The sequence below is a fragment of the Prescottella subtropica genome (assembly GCF_005434945.1).
Lineage (GTDB): Bacteria > Actinomycetota > Actinomycetes > Mycobacteriales > Mycobacteriaceae > Prescottella > Prescottella subtropica.
This window is the reverse complement of sequence record NZ_SKCH01000002.1, coordinates 418,884-434,046: the sequence shown is the minus strand read 5'-3', so window position 1 is coordinate 434,046 and position 15,163 is coordinate 418,884. Positions and strand designations below refer to the sequence as shown.

Annotated in this window: 13 protein-coding genes and 1 pseudogene; 3 read left to right on the top strand and 11 right to left on the bottom strand. The window is 67.1% G+C overall.

Annotated elements, in window-relative coordinates:
* The 8 genes and pseudogenes from E0497_RS04385 to E0497_RS04350 form a co-directional block, all read right to left on the bottom strand.
* Positions 1 to 253: pseudogene (locus tag E0497_RS04385) on the bottom strand (HNH endonuclease signature motif containing protein); the annotation flags it as partial.
* Positions 254 to 314: 61 nt separating this feature from the next.
* A complete protein-coding gene (locus E0497_RS04380) occupies positions 315 to 1,160 on the bottom strand; it encodes a hypothetical protein (RefSeq protein ID WP_137723547.1) in 846 nt (281 codons plus the stop codon).
* A 39-nt stretch (positions 1,161 to 1,199) separates the two neighbouring features.
* Entirely contained in the window at positions 1,200 to 1,895 is a 696-nt protein-coding gene (locus E0497_RS04375; protein WP_137723546.1) for a PASTA domain-containing protein, read from the bottom strand.
* 36 nt (positions 1,896 to 1,931) lie between these two features.
* On the bottom strand, positions 1,932 to 2,969 hold the full coding sequence (locus E0497_RS04370; RefSeq protein WP_137723545.1) for a phospholipase D family protein: 1,038 nt from the start codon (positions 2,967 to 2,969) through the stop codon (positions 1,932 to 1,934).
* Positions 2,970 to 3,422 carry a hypothetical protein gene (locus tag E0497_RS04365; protein ID WP_137723544.1) on the bottom strand — a complete coding sequence of 151 codons (453 nt, stop codon included), beginning with the start codon at positions 3,420 to 3,422 and terminating at the stop codon, positions 2,970 to 2,972.
* A complete protein-coding gene (locus E0497_RS04360; RefSeq protein ID WP_137723543.1) occupies positions 3,419 to 4,600 on the bottom strand; it encodes a restriction endonuclease subunit S in 1,182 nt (393 codons plus the stop codon). The genes E0497_RS04365 and E0497_RS04360 overlap by 4 nt, the downstream gene beginning before the upstream one ends.
* Positions 4,597 to 6,213 carry a class I SAM-dependent DNA methyltransferase gene (locus E0497_RS04355; RefSeq protein ID WP_137723542.1) on the bottom strand — a complete coding sequence of 539 codons (1,617 nt, stop codon included), beginning with the start codon at positions 6,211 to 6,213 and terminating at the stop codon, positions 4,597 to 4,599. Before E0497_RS04355 ends, E0497_RS04360 begins: the two co-directional genes overlap by 4 nt.
* Before the next feature lie 2 nt (positions 6,214 to 6,215).
* Positions 6,216 to 8,309, bottom strand: a complete 2,094-nt coding sequence (locus E0497_RS04350) for a helix-turn-helix transcriptional regulator (RefSeq protein WP_137723541.1) — start codon at positions 8,307 to 8,309, stop codon at positions 6,216 to 6,218.
* Between the two features lie 190 nt (positions 8,310 to 8,499).
* Here E0497_RS04350 and E0497_RS04345 point away from each other — a divergent pair, with 190 nt between their 5' ends.
* Complete coding sequence (locus E0497_RS04345; RefSeq protein WP_137723540.1) at positions 8,500 to 9,375, top strand: RNase H family protein; 876 nt, start codon at positions 8,500 to 8,502, stop codon at positions 9,373 to 9,375.
* A gap of 7 nt (positions 9,376 to 9,382) precedes the next feature.
* Here E0497_RS04345 and E0497_RS04340 read toward each other — a convergent pair whose 3' ends face one another.
* Positions 9,383 to 11,011: a fatty acyl-AMP ligase gene (locus E0497_RS04340; protein ID WP_137723539.1), complete on the bottom strand. Its 1,629-nt coding sequence runs from the start codon at positions 11,009 to 11,011 to the stop codon at positions 9,383 to 9,385.
* 148 nt (positions 11,012 to 11,159) lie between these two features.
* Here E0497_RS04340 and E0497_RS04335 point away from each other — a divergent pair, with 148 nt between their 5' ends.
* Entirely contained in the window at positions 11,160 to 12,860 is a 1,701-nt protein-coding gene (locus tag E0497_RS04335; RefSeq protein WP_137723538.1) for a peptide chain release factor 3, read from the top strand.
* Positions 12,857 to 13,534, top strand: a complete 678-nt coding sequence (gene pnuC / locus E0497_RS04330; protein ID WP_137723537.1) for a nicotinamide riboside transporter PnuC — start codon at positions 12,857 to 12,859, stop codon at positions 13,532 to 13,534. Before E0497_RS04335 ends, pnuC begins: the two co-directional genes overlap by 4 nt.
* Here pnuC and E0497_RS04325 read toward each other — a convergent pair.
* Entirely contained in the window at positions 13,518 to 14,549 is a 1,032-nt protein-coding gene (locus tag E0497_RS04325; protein ID WP_137723536.1) for an enoyl-CoA hydratase/isomerase family protein, read from the bottom strand. The genes pnuC and E0497_RS04325 overlap by 17 nt on opposite strands.
* Positions 14,550 to 14,623: 74 nt before the next feature.
* Positions 14,624 to 15,154 (bottom strand): nuclear transport factor 2 family protein, encoded by a 531-nt coding sequence (locus tag E0497_RS04320; protein ID WP_137723535.1) that lies wholly within the window; start codon positions 15,152 to 15,154, stop codon positions 14,624 to 14,626.
* Between the last annotated feature and the right edge of the window lie 9 nt (positions 15,155 to 15,163).

The window sequence follows — 15,163 nt, the reverse complement described above, 5'->3', positions numbered from 1 at the left end:
GGTCGTAGCCGAGTCCGATCATCCGGCGGGCGGCGGTTTCGGTGAGTCCCAGGATGCCGGCGACCTCGACGTGCGCGGACTCGCCTTCCCGGGATTCGTTGCGGCCGGCCTGCTTGTCCTCGGCGCAGCGGGCTTCGAACAGGTCGGTGACCGCATCGATCTCGGTGAACTGTTCCCGCGCGATCCGCGCATGCAGACCGCGTAACGTGTCGGCCGCGTCCGCGGCTCCGGAAACCGCCCCCTGTTCGAACATATTTTCGATACTACCGGCCGGCAGTCCCTTTGTCAGGGAGTCCACCGACTGTCTGTCTCATTCAGCTGTGCGCGTTCCAGCGCAGTCGGAGATCGTCGACCGACGGCGGCGTCGTGCCGCCGGATGCCGCCGGCTTCGCGGGCCGCCGGACCTGCGTCGGTGCACGCTTCGCCGCCTGTGCGGCACTGCGGCGTGACGCGAGCGCATACATCGCTTCTCGGCCCTCAGCACGGACCGCGGCAACACCGGGGAGTTCACTCGTCGAGGGGACGGACTGGTCAAGCGGGCGAGCACCCCACGACTCGAGCCTCTTTCTCGCGGAGTCCACTTCCTTCTCCAAACACAGGCATTCGGCGCAACTCCAATGATCACCGGACGACTCGAGGTGATCTTGGCGCTCCGCACACACATCGCAACGGTCGGGTTTCGGAGGCATGGCCACCGGTGCGGGCTCGGGCAGAGGTGGAGGCGCCGGTGCGGGCGGTGCGGGCGCCGACGGCGGCGTGATCTCGGCGAGCTCGGCTGCGAGGAGTTCGACCTGCTCACGCTTGGATGCGATCAGGGCGGTGAGTTCCTGCACCAGGCCGGCCGGGGACTGTTCGAGGTAGCGGAGCTCCGACTGCGCCCGCGCCACTTCCGCTTCCAGGTCGCCGTATCGTCGGCGGTCGGCGATGACTTTCGCGCAGGCGTCAAGTCCGCCGTCGGGGTAGGTGGAGGTGCCGTAGACCGCCATCGCAAGCTCGGTTCGTGCACGATTCCAATCGAGCGTGAGCTGCTGCACGTCGATCTCGATGGACTCTTCTTCCCGGAGGAGTTCGAGAGCATATTCGAGTTCGTCAGCGAGTTTCTGTGCAGCGGTTCGGACCTGGTGGAGCAGACCGTCGAGCTTGTCGGTGGGCGTGGTCAATTCAGCGGGTCTCCTGACCGTGAGTGGGTGAGCCGGAAACTACGAGCAGTCTCCGGGTTCTCCGTATTTGACGACGGACAGCGTCGCGCCGCCTTCTCCGATGGGGGTGCCGGGTGCGGGGCTCTGTTCGACGACAACCCAGTTACGGTCGGACACCTGCATGCGCTGCTTGCCGGTGGCGTCCTCGCTGCGGGAGTAGTAGACACCGGTTTCCTGGATGGTGTCCTGTGCGGCTTGCAGATTCATGCACACGACGTTCGGCATGAGTGTCTGTGCTGCGGGTGCGCCCGGCACCGCCGGGTCGGGCATGTGGGTGGCGGGTTGTGTGGACGGCGTGGTGGTCGAGGTGTTGTCGAGGCCGTCGCTGATGTCACCGATGATGCCGATGAGGACGAACAGGGCCGCGAGGATGGAGGCGGCGAGGACGCCCTTGCGGATCGGTTTCCGCGGTGCCGCTTCGGGTGGCGGCGCGAACGCGGCTGCGGTGTTGCCGGCGAGGAACGCCTCGTGTCCGGCTTGGGCGCGGGCGGCGAGGGCAGCGTTGTCGGCTTTGATGCGGGCGAGGTGGTCCCGGATGGGGCGGCCGACGGCGAGGTACCAGAGGCCGGCCGCGAACAGCAGCGAGATCACGGCCGCACCGACGTCGAGGTGGATGAGGTCGACGATCGCGACCCACGTGCAGACGCCGGCGAAGAAACCGGCGACGACACGGAGGTAGGGACGAATGGTGTTCATGGTGTTCCCCAGTGTGGCAATAGGATCCGACAGGTTTCAGGCGTCCTCGTACTCGAGATCGGGCCAGAGCCCGAGGAGCGCGTCGACGAACACGGGCCGGACATACTTTTGGTTGAACGCCGGCTTCTCGCCCAGGTTCTCGAACAGCGCCTCGACATCGGGCACCCTGACGTCACATTCCGAGACCTGCACCAGCAGGTAGTAGTAGCGGCGCTGCGGCCACGCCTGCGTGTCCAGGTAGGTGTAGATCAGCTCGCCGGGCTCACTGACCGACCCGTTGCTGCGAGGCTTCCAGGACTTGGTGCCTTCGACGAGAATGACGTGTTCGCCGTTGTCGTACTGCACGCGGTCGGTATCGTCCCACCAGAACATGTCGATGCGATAGCCGGAGTCTCCTGCGCATCCGTACTCGGTTGCGAGTTTCTCCTTATGCGCCTGCGCCTCCTCACTCGGTTCGATGTCCGGCTCCGCCGCCGTGAGGTGCAGCACCTTGGGACGTCTCCACGGAACGCTTTCCCCGTCCTCCACGTCTCCGTCCTCGTCGTCAGCGTCGGGAGGTGTCGGAGTTCTCTCGGTGGCGTACTCGTCCACGAGTTGCTCGAGGGCGGCGGGGGTGAGCATCGTTGCTTTCCGCTTCCATTCGATGAGCGCTTCCCGTGCTTCGTCGAGGCATTCGCCGTCGGCCAGAACGACGGATTCGTACAGTCTGGTGGCGGACGATGCCGACAGGTTCGCGGAGCCGGCGACGGTGAACGCGTCGTGCTCGGTGTCGACGGCTTCGGCGAGGATCAGTTTGGCGTGCAGGTTCTTCAACGAGTAGACCTTCACCCCTGACCGCGCCCATGTGAGAAGGACGTTCGGGTCGGTGGCACCGGCACGAACGGTCGTGATGTCGGCGTCGACGATGATCGTCGAGCCTCGGCGTAGTGGGAGAAGTTCGGCGGCGTTGCTGCCGATGTAGGCGACGGCAGCGGTGATGGTTGCTGCATGCGGTGCCAGTAGTGGAGTGAGTTCGTCCCAGATGTTGCGGCCGGCGAGGATACGGGCGGTCCGGTCGCCGAGTGCGTTCGCCATTCAGTGGTCTCCTTGCGTGCGGAAGTCGAGTAGTCGCCCGAGCAGCGGTGTGAGGGAACCGTTCTCGAGCGAGTCTGCGACTTGATGTGGTGTTCCGGAGGAGCCCGCTATGAGGCCGACGGTTTCGGTGACGTCGAGTTGCTGGGCGAGGTTCCGGGGGCCGAACAGGTTCATCTTATGGGAGCCGGGATCCCATGCGGTGTAGTGGAATCCGTGGACGATCAGCCCGTGACTGTGGAGGAAGTCGTGAATCTCCACGGCCAGCGGATCGATTTCCTCACGCTCCCACGGGGCCCGGAAACCGGTATGGTCTGCCGGCCACCGATCTTCTGCCTGCTCGACGAGGGACCTCAACTGCACCCAGTCGGGATGGTCGAGGTTCGCGACAACCCGCTCGGCTTCCGCGACAAAATCCTCGGACTGCCCTGCGCTCGAGGGCTTCTCGGTGGTCACAGACCACCCTCGACCACACGCTCCGCATCACGAACCCGGAGTTCACCGGACATCAGACGCGGAAGGAGCGCGTCGCGGGTGGCGGTAAGAACTTCAGACTCCTGCTCCGCAGTCAGGGCGATCTGCCAGAGCCCAGACATCAGCGAGTCGTGTTCTGCGATCAACTCAGCCACCGGAACATCGACTGTCTCATCCAGATGTCGACGCTGAATGTGTCCCATCGTGGTGGCCTTGTCTGCTGCAATGTCCCGGAACTGCTGGAGTTTCCGAGCGATCAGCTGGTGCACCAGCCAGGATGGGTACCCCTCGGCTGGAAGAACCTTGAAGATGTGCTGGTTCACGATCGCCTCATCACGGAACCACCGGTGCAGGGTCAGCGACCCCGACCAGGCGAACAGGATGTCGCCCGGCCTCGCGACATGCTTGTCGTCAACCTCGATGTCGTTGAAAACGGTGGAGCCACCGATCCCCGAATTAAGTTCAGCGATCCTTACAACAACACGTCCAGTTCCACTGGCCCCCTTCGTGAAAGCCTTGCCGTTGATGAACTCTGCCGTCCGTGACAGAGGTATCGAAGTCGCATGTTCGAGCATCTGCGCGAAGTTGACCGACGACAACTCCTCACACTTCGCAACCAACTTCCGGTTCGCGGCGATCTTGTCATCGAGGGCGCCGAGGACCTCGGCGATGGCGCGCTGCTCACTGAGCTCCGGCACCTTGACTGGTAGCGCCGACAGGATCCCCGTGTTCAGGTTAGGCATCGTCGCACCGACTGCATGCGACTTGATCCACGTACGACTTTCCTCAGTACCCAGGTAGTACGACATGAAGACTGGGTCGCAGACAGGATCCGTTCCGAACCGGACTCTCAAACATCCGGTTCCGCAGAGCCACCCGTCATTGTGCTCGCGGACGAGCGCACGCTTCTCGACGTCACCACGACGGGAGTAGACGATGTCGAACTCCCGCAGTCGGTACTTCGACAACCGCTCGGCATCACCTTCGGTGATCCGTGCAATCTCCTGCTCGAAGATGACGTTGTCTCCGATGTTCTGCGGCATGACACTCGGCACACCGACAGCCACATAGTCGGAGGCGTGAAGCTGGCTACCGAACGGTCCTGTCTGGATTCCTCCACCGCCCTCGGCACACAACTCCCCGAGCGTCGTCTCCCTCACTTCACCCTCCCCAGCTGCTCGCGCACGACGGCCTGTAGCCGTGTCGCTTCGTCGAACTGCTCGAAGAGCTCTTTGGTGAGCCGTTCCAGTTTCTCGGCGATGGGTTCGCCGTCGTCTTCCAGGGGGGCAGCACCCACGTACCGTCCGGGGGTGAGGGCGTAGTCGGCGTCCTTGATCTCCGCGAGCGTCGCCGAATAGCAGAATCCCGGCTCGTCGACGTATTCAGTTTGGGAAGCTGATGACGTTCCCCGCCACGTATGGAACGTGCCCGCGATCTTCGCGATGTCGTCGTCGCTCAGGGCGCGTTCGGCGCGGTCCACCATGTAGCCGAGGTTGCGGGCATCGATGAACAGTACCTGCCCCTGCCGGTCGATCGAACCCTTCGGGCCGACCGTCTTGTCCTTCGCGAAGAACCACACACACACCGGGATACCGGTGCTGCGGAACAACTGGGTCGGCAACGCGATCATGCACGACACCAGATCAGCCTCCACCAGGCGGGCCCGAATATCGCCCTCCCCACCGGAATTCGACGACATCGACCCGTTTGCCATCACCACACCGGCACTGCCGCGCTCCGACAGCTTCGAAATGATGTGCTGAATCCACGCATAGTTGGCGTTACCGGCCGGCGGTGTCCCGAACTTCCAACGCCGGTCGTCCTCCTTGCGCGTCCAATCCTTGATGTTGAACGGTGGATTCGCGAGAACGAAGTCCGCCAACAGATCCGGATGCTTGTCCTGCGTGAACGTGTCCTCCCACCGGTCCCCCAGATTGCCGGTGAGGCCGTGGATCGCGAGATTCATCTTCGCCATCCGCCACGTGCGCTCGTTCAACTCCTGCCCGTACACGGCCACCTCGGTCGGATTACCGCCGTGCCGTTCGATGAACTTCTCCGTCTGCACGAACATGCCACCCGACCCGCAACACGGGTCGTAGACGCGGCCGCTGAACGGCTCGAGCATCTCCACCAGCACCCGCACCACACCCGCCGGCGTGTAGAACTCGCCGCCCCGCTTGCCCTCGGCGCGCGCGAACTTCTCCAAGAAGTACTCGTACACCTCGCCCAACAGATCCCGGGCCTTCGTCGCGCCCTGCCCGGTGAACCGGGTGTCGTTGAACAAGTCGATCAACTCACCCAGACGACGCTGATCGACACTCGCGTTGTTGAAGATCGCCGGAAGCGTGCCCTCGAGGTTCTTGTTGGCCTGCATCAACGCCAGCATCGCCGCATTCACCAGCTCGCCGACCGTGCTCCCCGCCACGCCGACCGCGTCCTGGATCCCCTTCGCGTTCTGCGCCAGATGCGACCAGCGGGCCGCCTCCGGCACATAGAACACCGAACCGCCGACATACTCGTCCTCGTCGTCGATCAGGAACGCGATCTGCTCCTCGTTCATGCCGTCCGCGACCAGTTCCTCACGGATCTGCTCGCGCCGCTCCTCGAACGCATCCGACACGTACTTGAGGAACACCAACCCCAGGATCACATCCTTGTACTGGGATGCGTCCATCGAACCGCGCAGCTTGTCCGCGGCCTTCCACAGCGTGTCCTTCAGTTCCTTCATCGTCGACGGAGCCGAAACCGTCCCGGTCTTCTTCTTCGGTGGCATCGTCAGCCTTTCTCTGTAACAGTCTTCGGTGCCGACGTGACCGTGAGCGCACCGTGCGCCACACCGTCCACCAGCGTGATGGTCAGATCGTCGAGGGCATCCAGCAGCGCCTGCGCGGCCGCACGACGCGCCCGCAGATCACCCAGCGCGGCATCGACGGCCGGTAGATCGGCGGGATCGACCCGCGGCATCGGGCAGGCCCGCCACCCGACACCCCCACGGATCGCCCCCGGCGGCTTCCCCGTACCCCCGTTCGAACGGAGTTGGTGGGCAAGCACATCCGCACACAGCCCCGACACCTGCGGGTCGGTGATCCGCAGAATACGGGCCGGCCACTGCACCACCGACGCCCCCGCATGGTCGACGAGCGCACCCCCACCCGGCCCCGCGCAGAACACGACGTCCCCCGACTCGGTGTAGCGGCCACTCGGATACTTCGCGGTCAGCGTCAAACGGTCGATCCCCCTGCGACCGACCGCAGCCCTGCCCGACACCTCGTCCGCCCCGATCACCGGCACCGTGCCGCCCGGAACGACATCGTCGCCGTCGATCCGGTTCCCCGACACCAGCTTCAGATCCTTGCCGTCCACCAGATCCCCCACCGTCGGCACCCGCCGGTCGCCCGGATCCCGGTACGAGACACGCAGATCCGGCCCCGCACCGATCCGGGCGGCCGCAACATCGCTCGCACCCACCAGTTCGAGGACCCGGGCCGCCGCCTCCGCCGGATCCTGCCGCAGCCGGTGCACCCGCGGCAGCGTCGTCAACGCACCCGACGCGGCCACCACCTCCGACGTGCGGCGGGCGAACCCGAACCGGAACGCGTGCGCCTGCACCTCCCGCGCCGACCCCATCGCCGCCGCCACATCCGCGACCACCCCGTCGATCGTGTCGTCGGTCAGTGCGACGGCCCCCAGATCGGCCAGCATCATGTGCCGCGGCACCTCCGGCCCCGACTCGTCGGCCTCGCCCAGCACCCACAACGCCATCGACGTGCCCGGACGCGTCGGCAACAGCCCCTCCGGCAACCGGATCGCCGCCCGCAGATGACCGGACCGCAGCAACCCCGAGCGGATCGCCTCGCACTCCCGATCCCGCAACCGGTCGACCAGCACCGCCGCCGGACCGATCAGCACCCCCCGCTGACCCGGACCCATCTGCACCGCGACATTGTCGATCGCACCCAGCACATCGGCATCGGTGTAGTCGACCGTCGCCGGCGACGGAAACTGCGTCACGAACATCGCCGGCCGATCCAGACTGAACTCGCCACGAAACCCGCCGTCCGGCGGCGCAATCCGTGTCATCCGGTGCGTCGCCAACCGGCGTCGCGCCCGACGCGCACCCGACGTCGACGACGCCGCGGTCATCACGACCGCACCATGATCCTCCGGCAACGCACCCTGCAGCGCCACCAACAGATCGACGTTCTCCGGAGACGGATCGACGAACAGCGGCCGCTCCCCCGCAGCCAGCGACACCGCCACCCGGGCAACCAGATCCCGCGCACCGGACGCGAGCGTCGTGTCCACCAACGTCGTGTCCGACAGGGCCGACCACTGCCGGCGGAACCGGCGCGACATCACCGTCTCGAACGCGTGCGCCGGCGTGAACGCCGCATCCGACATCCGATCCACATGCGCCGCGACCGCCCCGAGATGCTCCCCCAGCGCCTGCACCTCGGAGAACAAGAACTCGTCGTCCGGGTCGACCTCCTCGGCCTCGTCCACCAGATCGTCCGCGCACCACTCCGACAACTGCTCCCCCAGCAGCGCCTTGAGGCAGAGCAGCGCAGTGACCCCGTCGGCGACGACCGTCGGCCCCAGCTCCGTCGCCTGCTCGAACACCGCGAGCACCGCCATGTCCTGCGCGAACGAATCGCTGTTGCCGAGACTGCGGGACCGCACCCACTCGGCGACCTCCTCGGCGTCGAACCGCGGCGTCCGACCGTCCCACGACACCGGCCGCGGGAACGGGCGATCACCGCCACGGAACCGGCTCGCCCACATCGTCACCACCGGCCGCTGCACCCGCGCGAGGTCCGCGATGTCACGCATCGTGAGCAGGAGCGCCGGTGACGTACTCGTCCGCGTCATGCGTCCCCTCCCCGGATCACCGTGCGGCACCGGTCGATGGCCGCTCGAGAAATCTAGCCGATCACCCGCCCCGACCGGACATGCAACCCGGCAATCAGTTGATAACTCCGGTTATCAATCAATCAGGCACAATTGTCGCCGCTATCGGGCATTGTCTCCATCACCGACCACCGATCCGAAGGAGACGCCCGTGCTCGCAGCCATCCACCTCCGCAGAAACCAGAGCAGCGTCTCCGGCCCCGTAGACCTCTCGCGTGCCGTCGCCGCCTGGACCGACCACGCCGACACCCGCACCCACCTGTTCACCCGCGACACCGCCACCGATACCGCGCTCTACGGCACCGGCCTCGACGCGTTCACCCTGCTGCTGGACGTCGCCGCCGCGGCCTCCGAGCCCATCCTGCTCCACGTCACCGACAACACACTCCGCAAGGAGATCGCCGCCGTCGTCGACGCCTTCCCGTCCGTGACCCTCGTCGACGTCGCCCGCGGCACGTTCCTCGACCTCACCCGCACAGCGCTCACCGTCCTCGACGCCGACGACCGGGCCCGCGCCACCGACCTCGCGGAACACGAACTCGCCCGAATCGCGGCCCTGCCCGAACTGACCGTCGCCACCGACGCGTCCAAGTCACGCCGCCGGGGAGTCGGCGTGGCCTGCGTCAGCGAGGACGGCGTCCGCCACCAGATGATGGTCCCCGACGTCACAACCGTGCTCGAGGGCGAACTGCTCGCCATCGAACTGGCCGTCGCCCGCTTCCCCGGCCGCCGCCTGCACATCCTCACCGACAGCCAGGCATCACTGCAGCACCTCGGACTGCTCGACACCGACTGGGCATTGCACGCCACCGGCGGCGTCAAAGCCGTCGTGTCCCGCCTCCACGACGTGCTCCGGAAACGCGAGATCCGCCTGTCCTGGGTGCGCGGCCACAACGGACACCTGCTCAACGAGACCGCCGACCGGCTCGCACTGGCGACTCGTCGCGCCTTCGAGGCCCGCATCCCCGACGCCACCCGACGCGCCATCGCCGACCGGATCGTCGAACCGCTCCGCAGCGCAGCCTGACGAGAAGCTACAGCAACCCCGCCGAACTCGAGCGCCGCAGTTTCCCGGACGACGTCTTGGGGATGGATCCGGGTCCGAGGACGGCGACGGTGCGGGGGCGGACGCCGACGTCGGTGACGATGGCGCGGGCCACGTCGCGTTCGATGCGGCGCACTTCGTCGGGGTCGTCGATGGCGTTGGTTTCGACTGCGACGGCGAAGCTTTCACGTTTGTCGCCGGCGTCGAGGCGGATGGCGACGGCGTTGCCGGGGCGCACGCCGTCGACGGTTCCGGCGGCGCGTTCGATGTCGGTGGGATAGACGTTGCGGCCGCCCATGATGATGACGTCCTTGGCGCGCCCGCACACGACGACGAGGCCGTCCTCGGTGAAGTAGCCGATGTCGCCGGTGTCGATCCAACCGTCGTCGTCCTGGGTGGCGACGGGGCCGTCGACGGTGAGATAGCCGGGGGTGACAGATTTTCCGCGTAGTTCGATGACGCCGACGGCGCGTCTCGGCAGTTCGAGTCCGTCGCGGGCGACGACGCGCCCCTCCAGTCCGGGCACGAGCGGCCCGAGAGTGGCCAGGGGCCGGGCGTTGCTCCGATTCGACTGCACGGCAAGGCCACCGGCCTCGAGCAGGTCCGGGTCGACACGGTCGAGGACGAGCCCCTGCCCGGGTTCGGGCACCGACACGGCGAGCGTCACCTCCGCCATCCCGTAGGTGGGGGCGAGTGCGGTCGGGTCGAGACCGAACCGGGTGCCGGCGTCGGCGAGCGCGATCATGGTGTCGGGGTCGACGGGTTCAGCGCCGTTGAGCATGCATCGCATCGACGACAGGTCGTACTCCCCCGCCGGCGCCTGCGCGAGCCGTCGCGCCAGCAGCGAGTACGCGAAGTTCGGCGCAGCGGTGACGGTTCCGCGATATTTACCCATCAGCTCGGCCCACAGCAGTGGCGCCCGCAGGAAGTCCAGGGGCGTGATGTGGACGGTGGTGGCACCGATCTGCATGGGCACGGTGAGGAACCCGATCATGCCCATGTCGTGGAACAGCGGCAGCCAGCTGATCATCACGTCCCGCTCGGGGCTGACCTTGACCCGGTCGATCATCGCGGACGCGTTGGCGTAGAAGTTGCCGTGGGTGAGCTGCACGGCCTTCGGAGACCCGGTGGAGCCGGACGTCAACTGCTGCAGCGCGATGTCGGATTCGGCAGTGTCGACGGGATCGATGTCGGGTCCGTCGCGCATCGCGTCGACCGTGACGACGGTGATGCCGCGTTCGGTGAGCAGCGGGACCGCCGCCTCGAACGGCGCGCCGACGATCACCGCGGATGCCGAGATCATCCGGACGACGGCCTCGGTGTCACGCACCCACACCTGCAGGTCGGTGCGCGGGGTGGGCTGGTGCAGCATCGTCACCGATCCGCCGCGCATCCAGATCGCCTGACAGGCCGGCGCGATGTCGACCGGCATCCCGGCCAGCACCCCGATCGCATCGCCGCGGCCGATACCGGCGGCGGCCAGGGCGCCGGCCATCCGTCGGGCGATCGCATGCACCTCGCCCCAACTCTGGCGCAGCGGGGCGTCCGGCTCACCCGTGATCAGGACCCGCGAACTGGTCGCGGCCGTGGCATACATCTCGTCGGTGAACGTGCTCATGAAAGCTCCTACCGGTCCAGTGCGGACACTACGACGGTGTGGCGGATCTCCGAGACGTATATCCGCAAGCGGTGCCGACCTGTTACCGCCTGCCGGCGCCCGCGTACCCTGGTAGCGGCCCCGAATCCGACTCTCGAGAGGTTCACCGTTGACCAGCGCGCCCGACTCGGCCGAGATCAGCACCGCCGAGCAGGCGGTCACCCCAGGAACCGAGACGCCCACCGGTACCGCACCGAAGTCCCTCGCGACCGAGGCGGCCCGGCGCCGCACGTTCGCCGTCATCGCCCACCCCGACGCCGGTAAGTCGACGCTCACCGAGGCGCTGGCGCTGCATGCGAAGAAGATCTCCGAGGCCGGTGCCGTGCACGGCAAGGCCGGACGCAAGTCGACGGTGTCCGACTGGATGGAGATGGAGAAGGCCCGCGGCATCTCGGTGTCGTCGACGGCGCTGCAGTTCAACTACCACTCCGAAGAGACCCCCGACGACCAGATCAACGTGATCAACCTCGTCGACACCCCCGGTCACTCCGACTTCTCCGAGGACACCTACCGCGTCCTCACCGCCGTCGACGCCGCCGTCATGCTCATCGACGCCGCGAAGGGCCTCGAGCCGCAGACGTTGAAGCTGTTCCAGGTGTGCCACCACCACGGCATCCCCGTCGTCACCGTCATCAACAAGTGGGACCGGCCGGGCCGCACCCCGCTCGAACTGCTCGACGAGATCAGCGAGCGCATCAACCTCACCCCCACCCCGCTGTACTGGCCGGTCGGTATCGCCGGCGATTTCCGGGGACTCCTCCGGCGTGGTGAAGACGGTTCCGCCGAGGAGTACATCCGGTTCACCCGCACCGCCGGCGGCGCGAAGATCGCCCCCGAGGAGCGGATGGACCCGGACCAGGCGCTCGAGCGGGAGGGCGACGAGTGGGCGACGGCCGCCGAGGAGAGCGAACTGCTCTCGGCGACCGGTCAGGACCACGACCAGGAGATGTTCCTCGCCGGCCAGACCTCGCCGGTGATCTTCGCGTCCGCGATGCTCAACTTCGGTGTCCGGCAGATCCTCGACGCCCTCATCGCGCTCGCCCCGGCACCGGGTCCGCACAAGACCGTCACCGGCGCCGAGCGGCAGGTGACCGACCCGTTCAGCGCTGTCGTGTTCAAGGTGCAGGCCGGCATGGACGCCGCCCACCGTGACCGGCTGGCGTTCATGCGCGTCGTCTCCGGCGTGTTCGAACGCGGCATGGTCGTCACGCACGCGCAGACCGGCAAGCCGTTCGCCACCAAGTACGCGCTGACCGTGTTCGGCCGCGACCGCAACACCGTCGACAGCGCCTACCCCGGCGACATCGTCGGCCTCGTCAACGCCAACGCACTCGCCCCCGGGCACACCCTGTTCACCGACAAGAAGGTGGAGTACCCGCCGATCCCGTCGTTCGCGCCCGAACACTTCGCGGTGCTGCGCGCCGAGAGCGCCGGCAAGTACAAGCAGTTCCGCCGCGCCGTCGACCAGCTCGAATCCGAGGGTGTCGTGCAGATCCTGCGCAACGACATCCGCGGCGACGCGTCCCCGGTCATGGCGGCCGTCGGCCCCATGCAGTTCGAGGTGGTCTCCGCCCGGATGAAGGCCGAGTTCAACGTCGCCCCGCTCATCGAGAACCTGCCGTACCAGCTGGCCCGCCGCACCGACGCCGCCTCCGCCACCGAACTCGGGCGGCAGCGTGGTGTCGAGGTGTTCACCCGCACCGACGGCGTACTACTGGCCCTGTTCAGCGACAAGTGGCGCCTGCAGTACATCCAGAAGGAGATGTCCGAGCTGACCCTCGAACCGCTGGTCGCCGCAGGCGATCAGTGAGCCTGCTGCGGGCCCTGTTCGACGCCGAACTGCACGTCGGTGGTGCCACGATCCTGTGGCGCGAGATCATCGGGAACACGTTCGGCATCGCGTCCGCGATCGGCGGCACGAAACGGGTCGTGTGGGCCTGGCCGGTCGGCATGATCGGCAACGCGCTGCTGTTCACGGTGTTCATGGGCGCGCTGTTCCACACCCCGCAGAACCTCGATCTGTACGGGCAGGCGGGACGGCAGCTGCTGTTCGTCACCGTCAGCGCGTACGGCTGGGCCCGCTGGGCCCGTACCCGGCACGAATCCGGTGAAGCCGTCCTGCCGCACTGGGCGTCGACCCGACAACGGCTCGGGATGATCGCCGTCATGGTGGTCGGCACCGTCGTGTTCGCGAAGGTGTTCGAGGCGCTCGGCTCGTGGGGTCCGTGGCCCGACGCGTGGATCTTCACCGGTTCGATCCTCGCCACGTTCGGCATGGCCCGCGGCTGGACCGAGTTCTGGCTCGTCTGGATCGGCGTCGACATCGTCGGCGTGCCCCTGCTGTTCCACGGCGGCTACTACCCGTCGGCGCTGCTGTATCTCGTGTACGCGGGCTTCGTGCTGTGGGGATTCGTGGTGTGGCTGCGGATCCAGCGGCAGTCCGCACGATCCGCAGCCACCACCGGAGCTACACCGCCGCGGTGATCTCCGCGAACAGGGCCTCGATCGCCTCGGCGTCGATGTCGTCGATCGACGGCGGATTCCAGGACGGGTTGCGGTCCTTGTCGACGAGCACGGCCCGCACGCCCTCGATGAAGTCGGCGTTGCGGGTGACCTCGGCGCCCAGGGCCAGTTCGAGTTCCAGGCACTGTTCGAGGGTCTGATCCGCGCCGCGGCGCACCAGTTCCGCGGTGATCCACAGGCTGCTCGGGGCGAGCGTGGACAGCGCCTCACGGGTCTGCTTGGTCCACTCGTCGTCGGCGGTCAGCCGGGCCAGCATGTCGGTGACCGTGCCCGACCCGAAGACCCGGTCGATCTCGGGCAGTTGCTTTTCCAACTCCGACTCGGGGGCCGGGGCCGTGTGGCGGGCGAGAGCGGCATCGAGGTCGGCGCGGCTACCGGCCCCACGGATGTCGGTCGCCAGTGCCTCGAGGTCACCGCTCGGCACGAAATGCGTGGCCAGACCCGCGAACACCGCGTCCGCACCGGACACGCGGGCACCCGTGAGGCCCAGATACATGCCCGTCGCACCCGTCAGCCGGGGCAGGAACCAGCTCGCCCCGATGTCGGGGAAGAAACCGATCGCCGTCTCAGGCATCGCGAGCGCGGCCCGCTCGGTGACGACACGCACCGAACCGTGCACCGACACCCCGAGACCGCCACCCATCGCATGCCCGTCGACGAGCGCGACATACGGCTTGGGATAGTTCGCGATGAGCGCGTCGAGCGCGTACTCGGTGGAGAAGAACGCGTGGATCGAATTGGTGTCACGATCCAGCGCCGCCTGCCGCACCGACTTGATGTCACCGCCGGCGCAGAACGCCCGCTCCGACGAACTCGTCACCAGCACCGCGGTGATCGCGTCGTCGTCGCGCCACGCCGTCAACGCGGCGCGCATGTCGCGAATCATGCCGAGGTCCAGTGCATTGAGCGCTTTCGGCCGGTCGAGGACGATCTCCGCGACACTGCCGTGCACCTGGGTCTGAATGAACGACGTCATCGGACCTCCTTATCTGTCGAGCCAGACCCCCAAGCCTGCCAGGTGGCCCGCACCCGCCCCGGAGCGGCCTCCGGCTACCGGCCGGCGGTCCCGGCCGTCGACCCCGGCCGCGTCGTACCCGGCTGCGTCGTACCCGGCTGCGCGGAGCCGAGCAGCGCCCACCGGTTGGACGTCAACCGGAAACTGGGCACGTCGGCGAGCGAGTACACCGACTCGTACGTGCGCTCGTACTCGGTGTGCGCGATCTTCCAGCGTCCCGCCGCATCCTTCGCGTACCGGTCCTGATAGAACGCGGCCCCGTGCATCAGCAGTTGGTCACCGGGCACGACCAGCGTGTCCGACAGGTACCAGACACCGGTCGCGGTATCGCCGTGCACGTCGATCTCCGGGTGCCCGCAATGATGTTCGGTGATGACGTGCGGACCGAGCGTGTCCTGTAGGAACGACACGAACGCATCCCGCGAGTCGAAGCTCAGATGCTCGGCGTACGTCGCGGTCGCCTCCGGCAGCAGGGTGTCCGCGAAATCCGGCCACGACTTGGTGTCGAGCGCGCGAATGTACCGGTACTTGAGCCGACTGATCTCGGCGATCGCCTCCAGGTCCACGATGCCCGC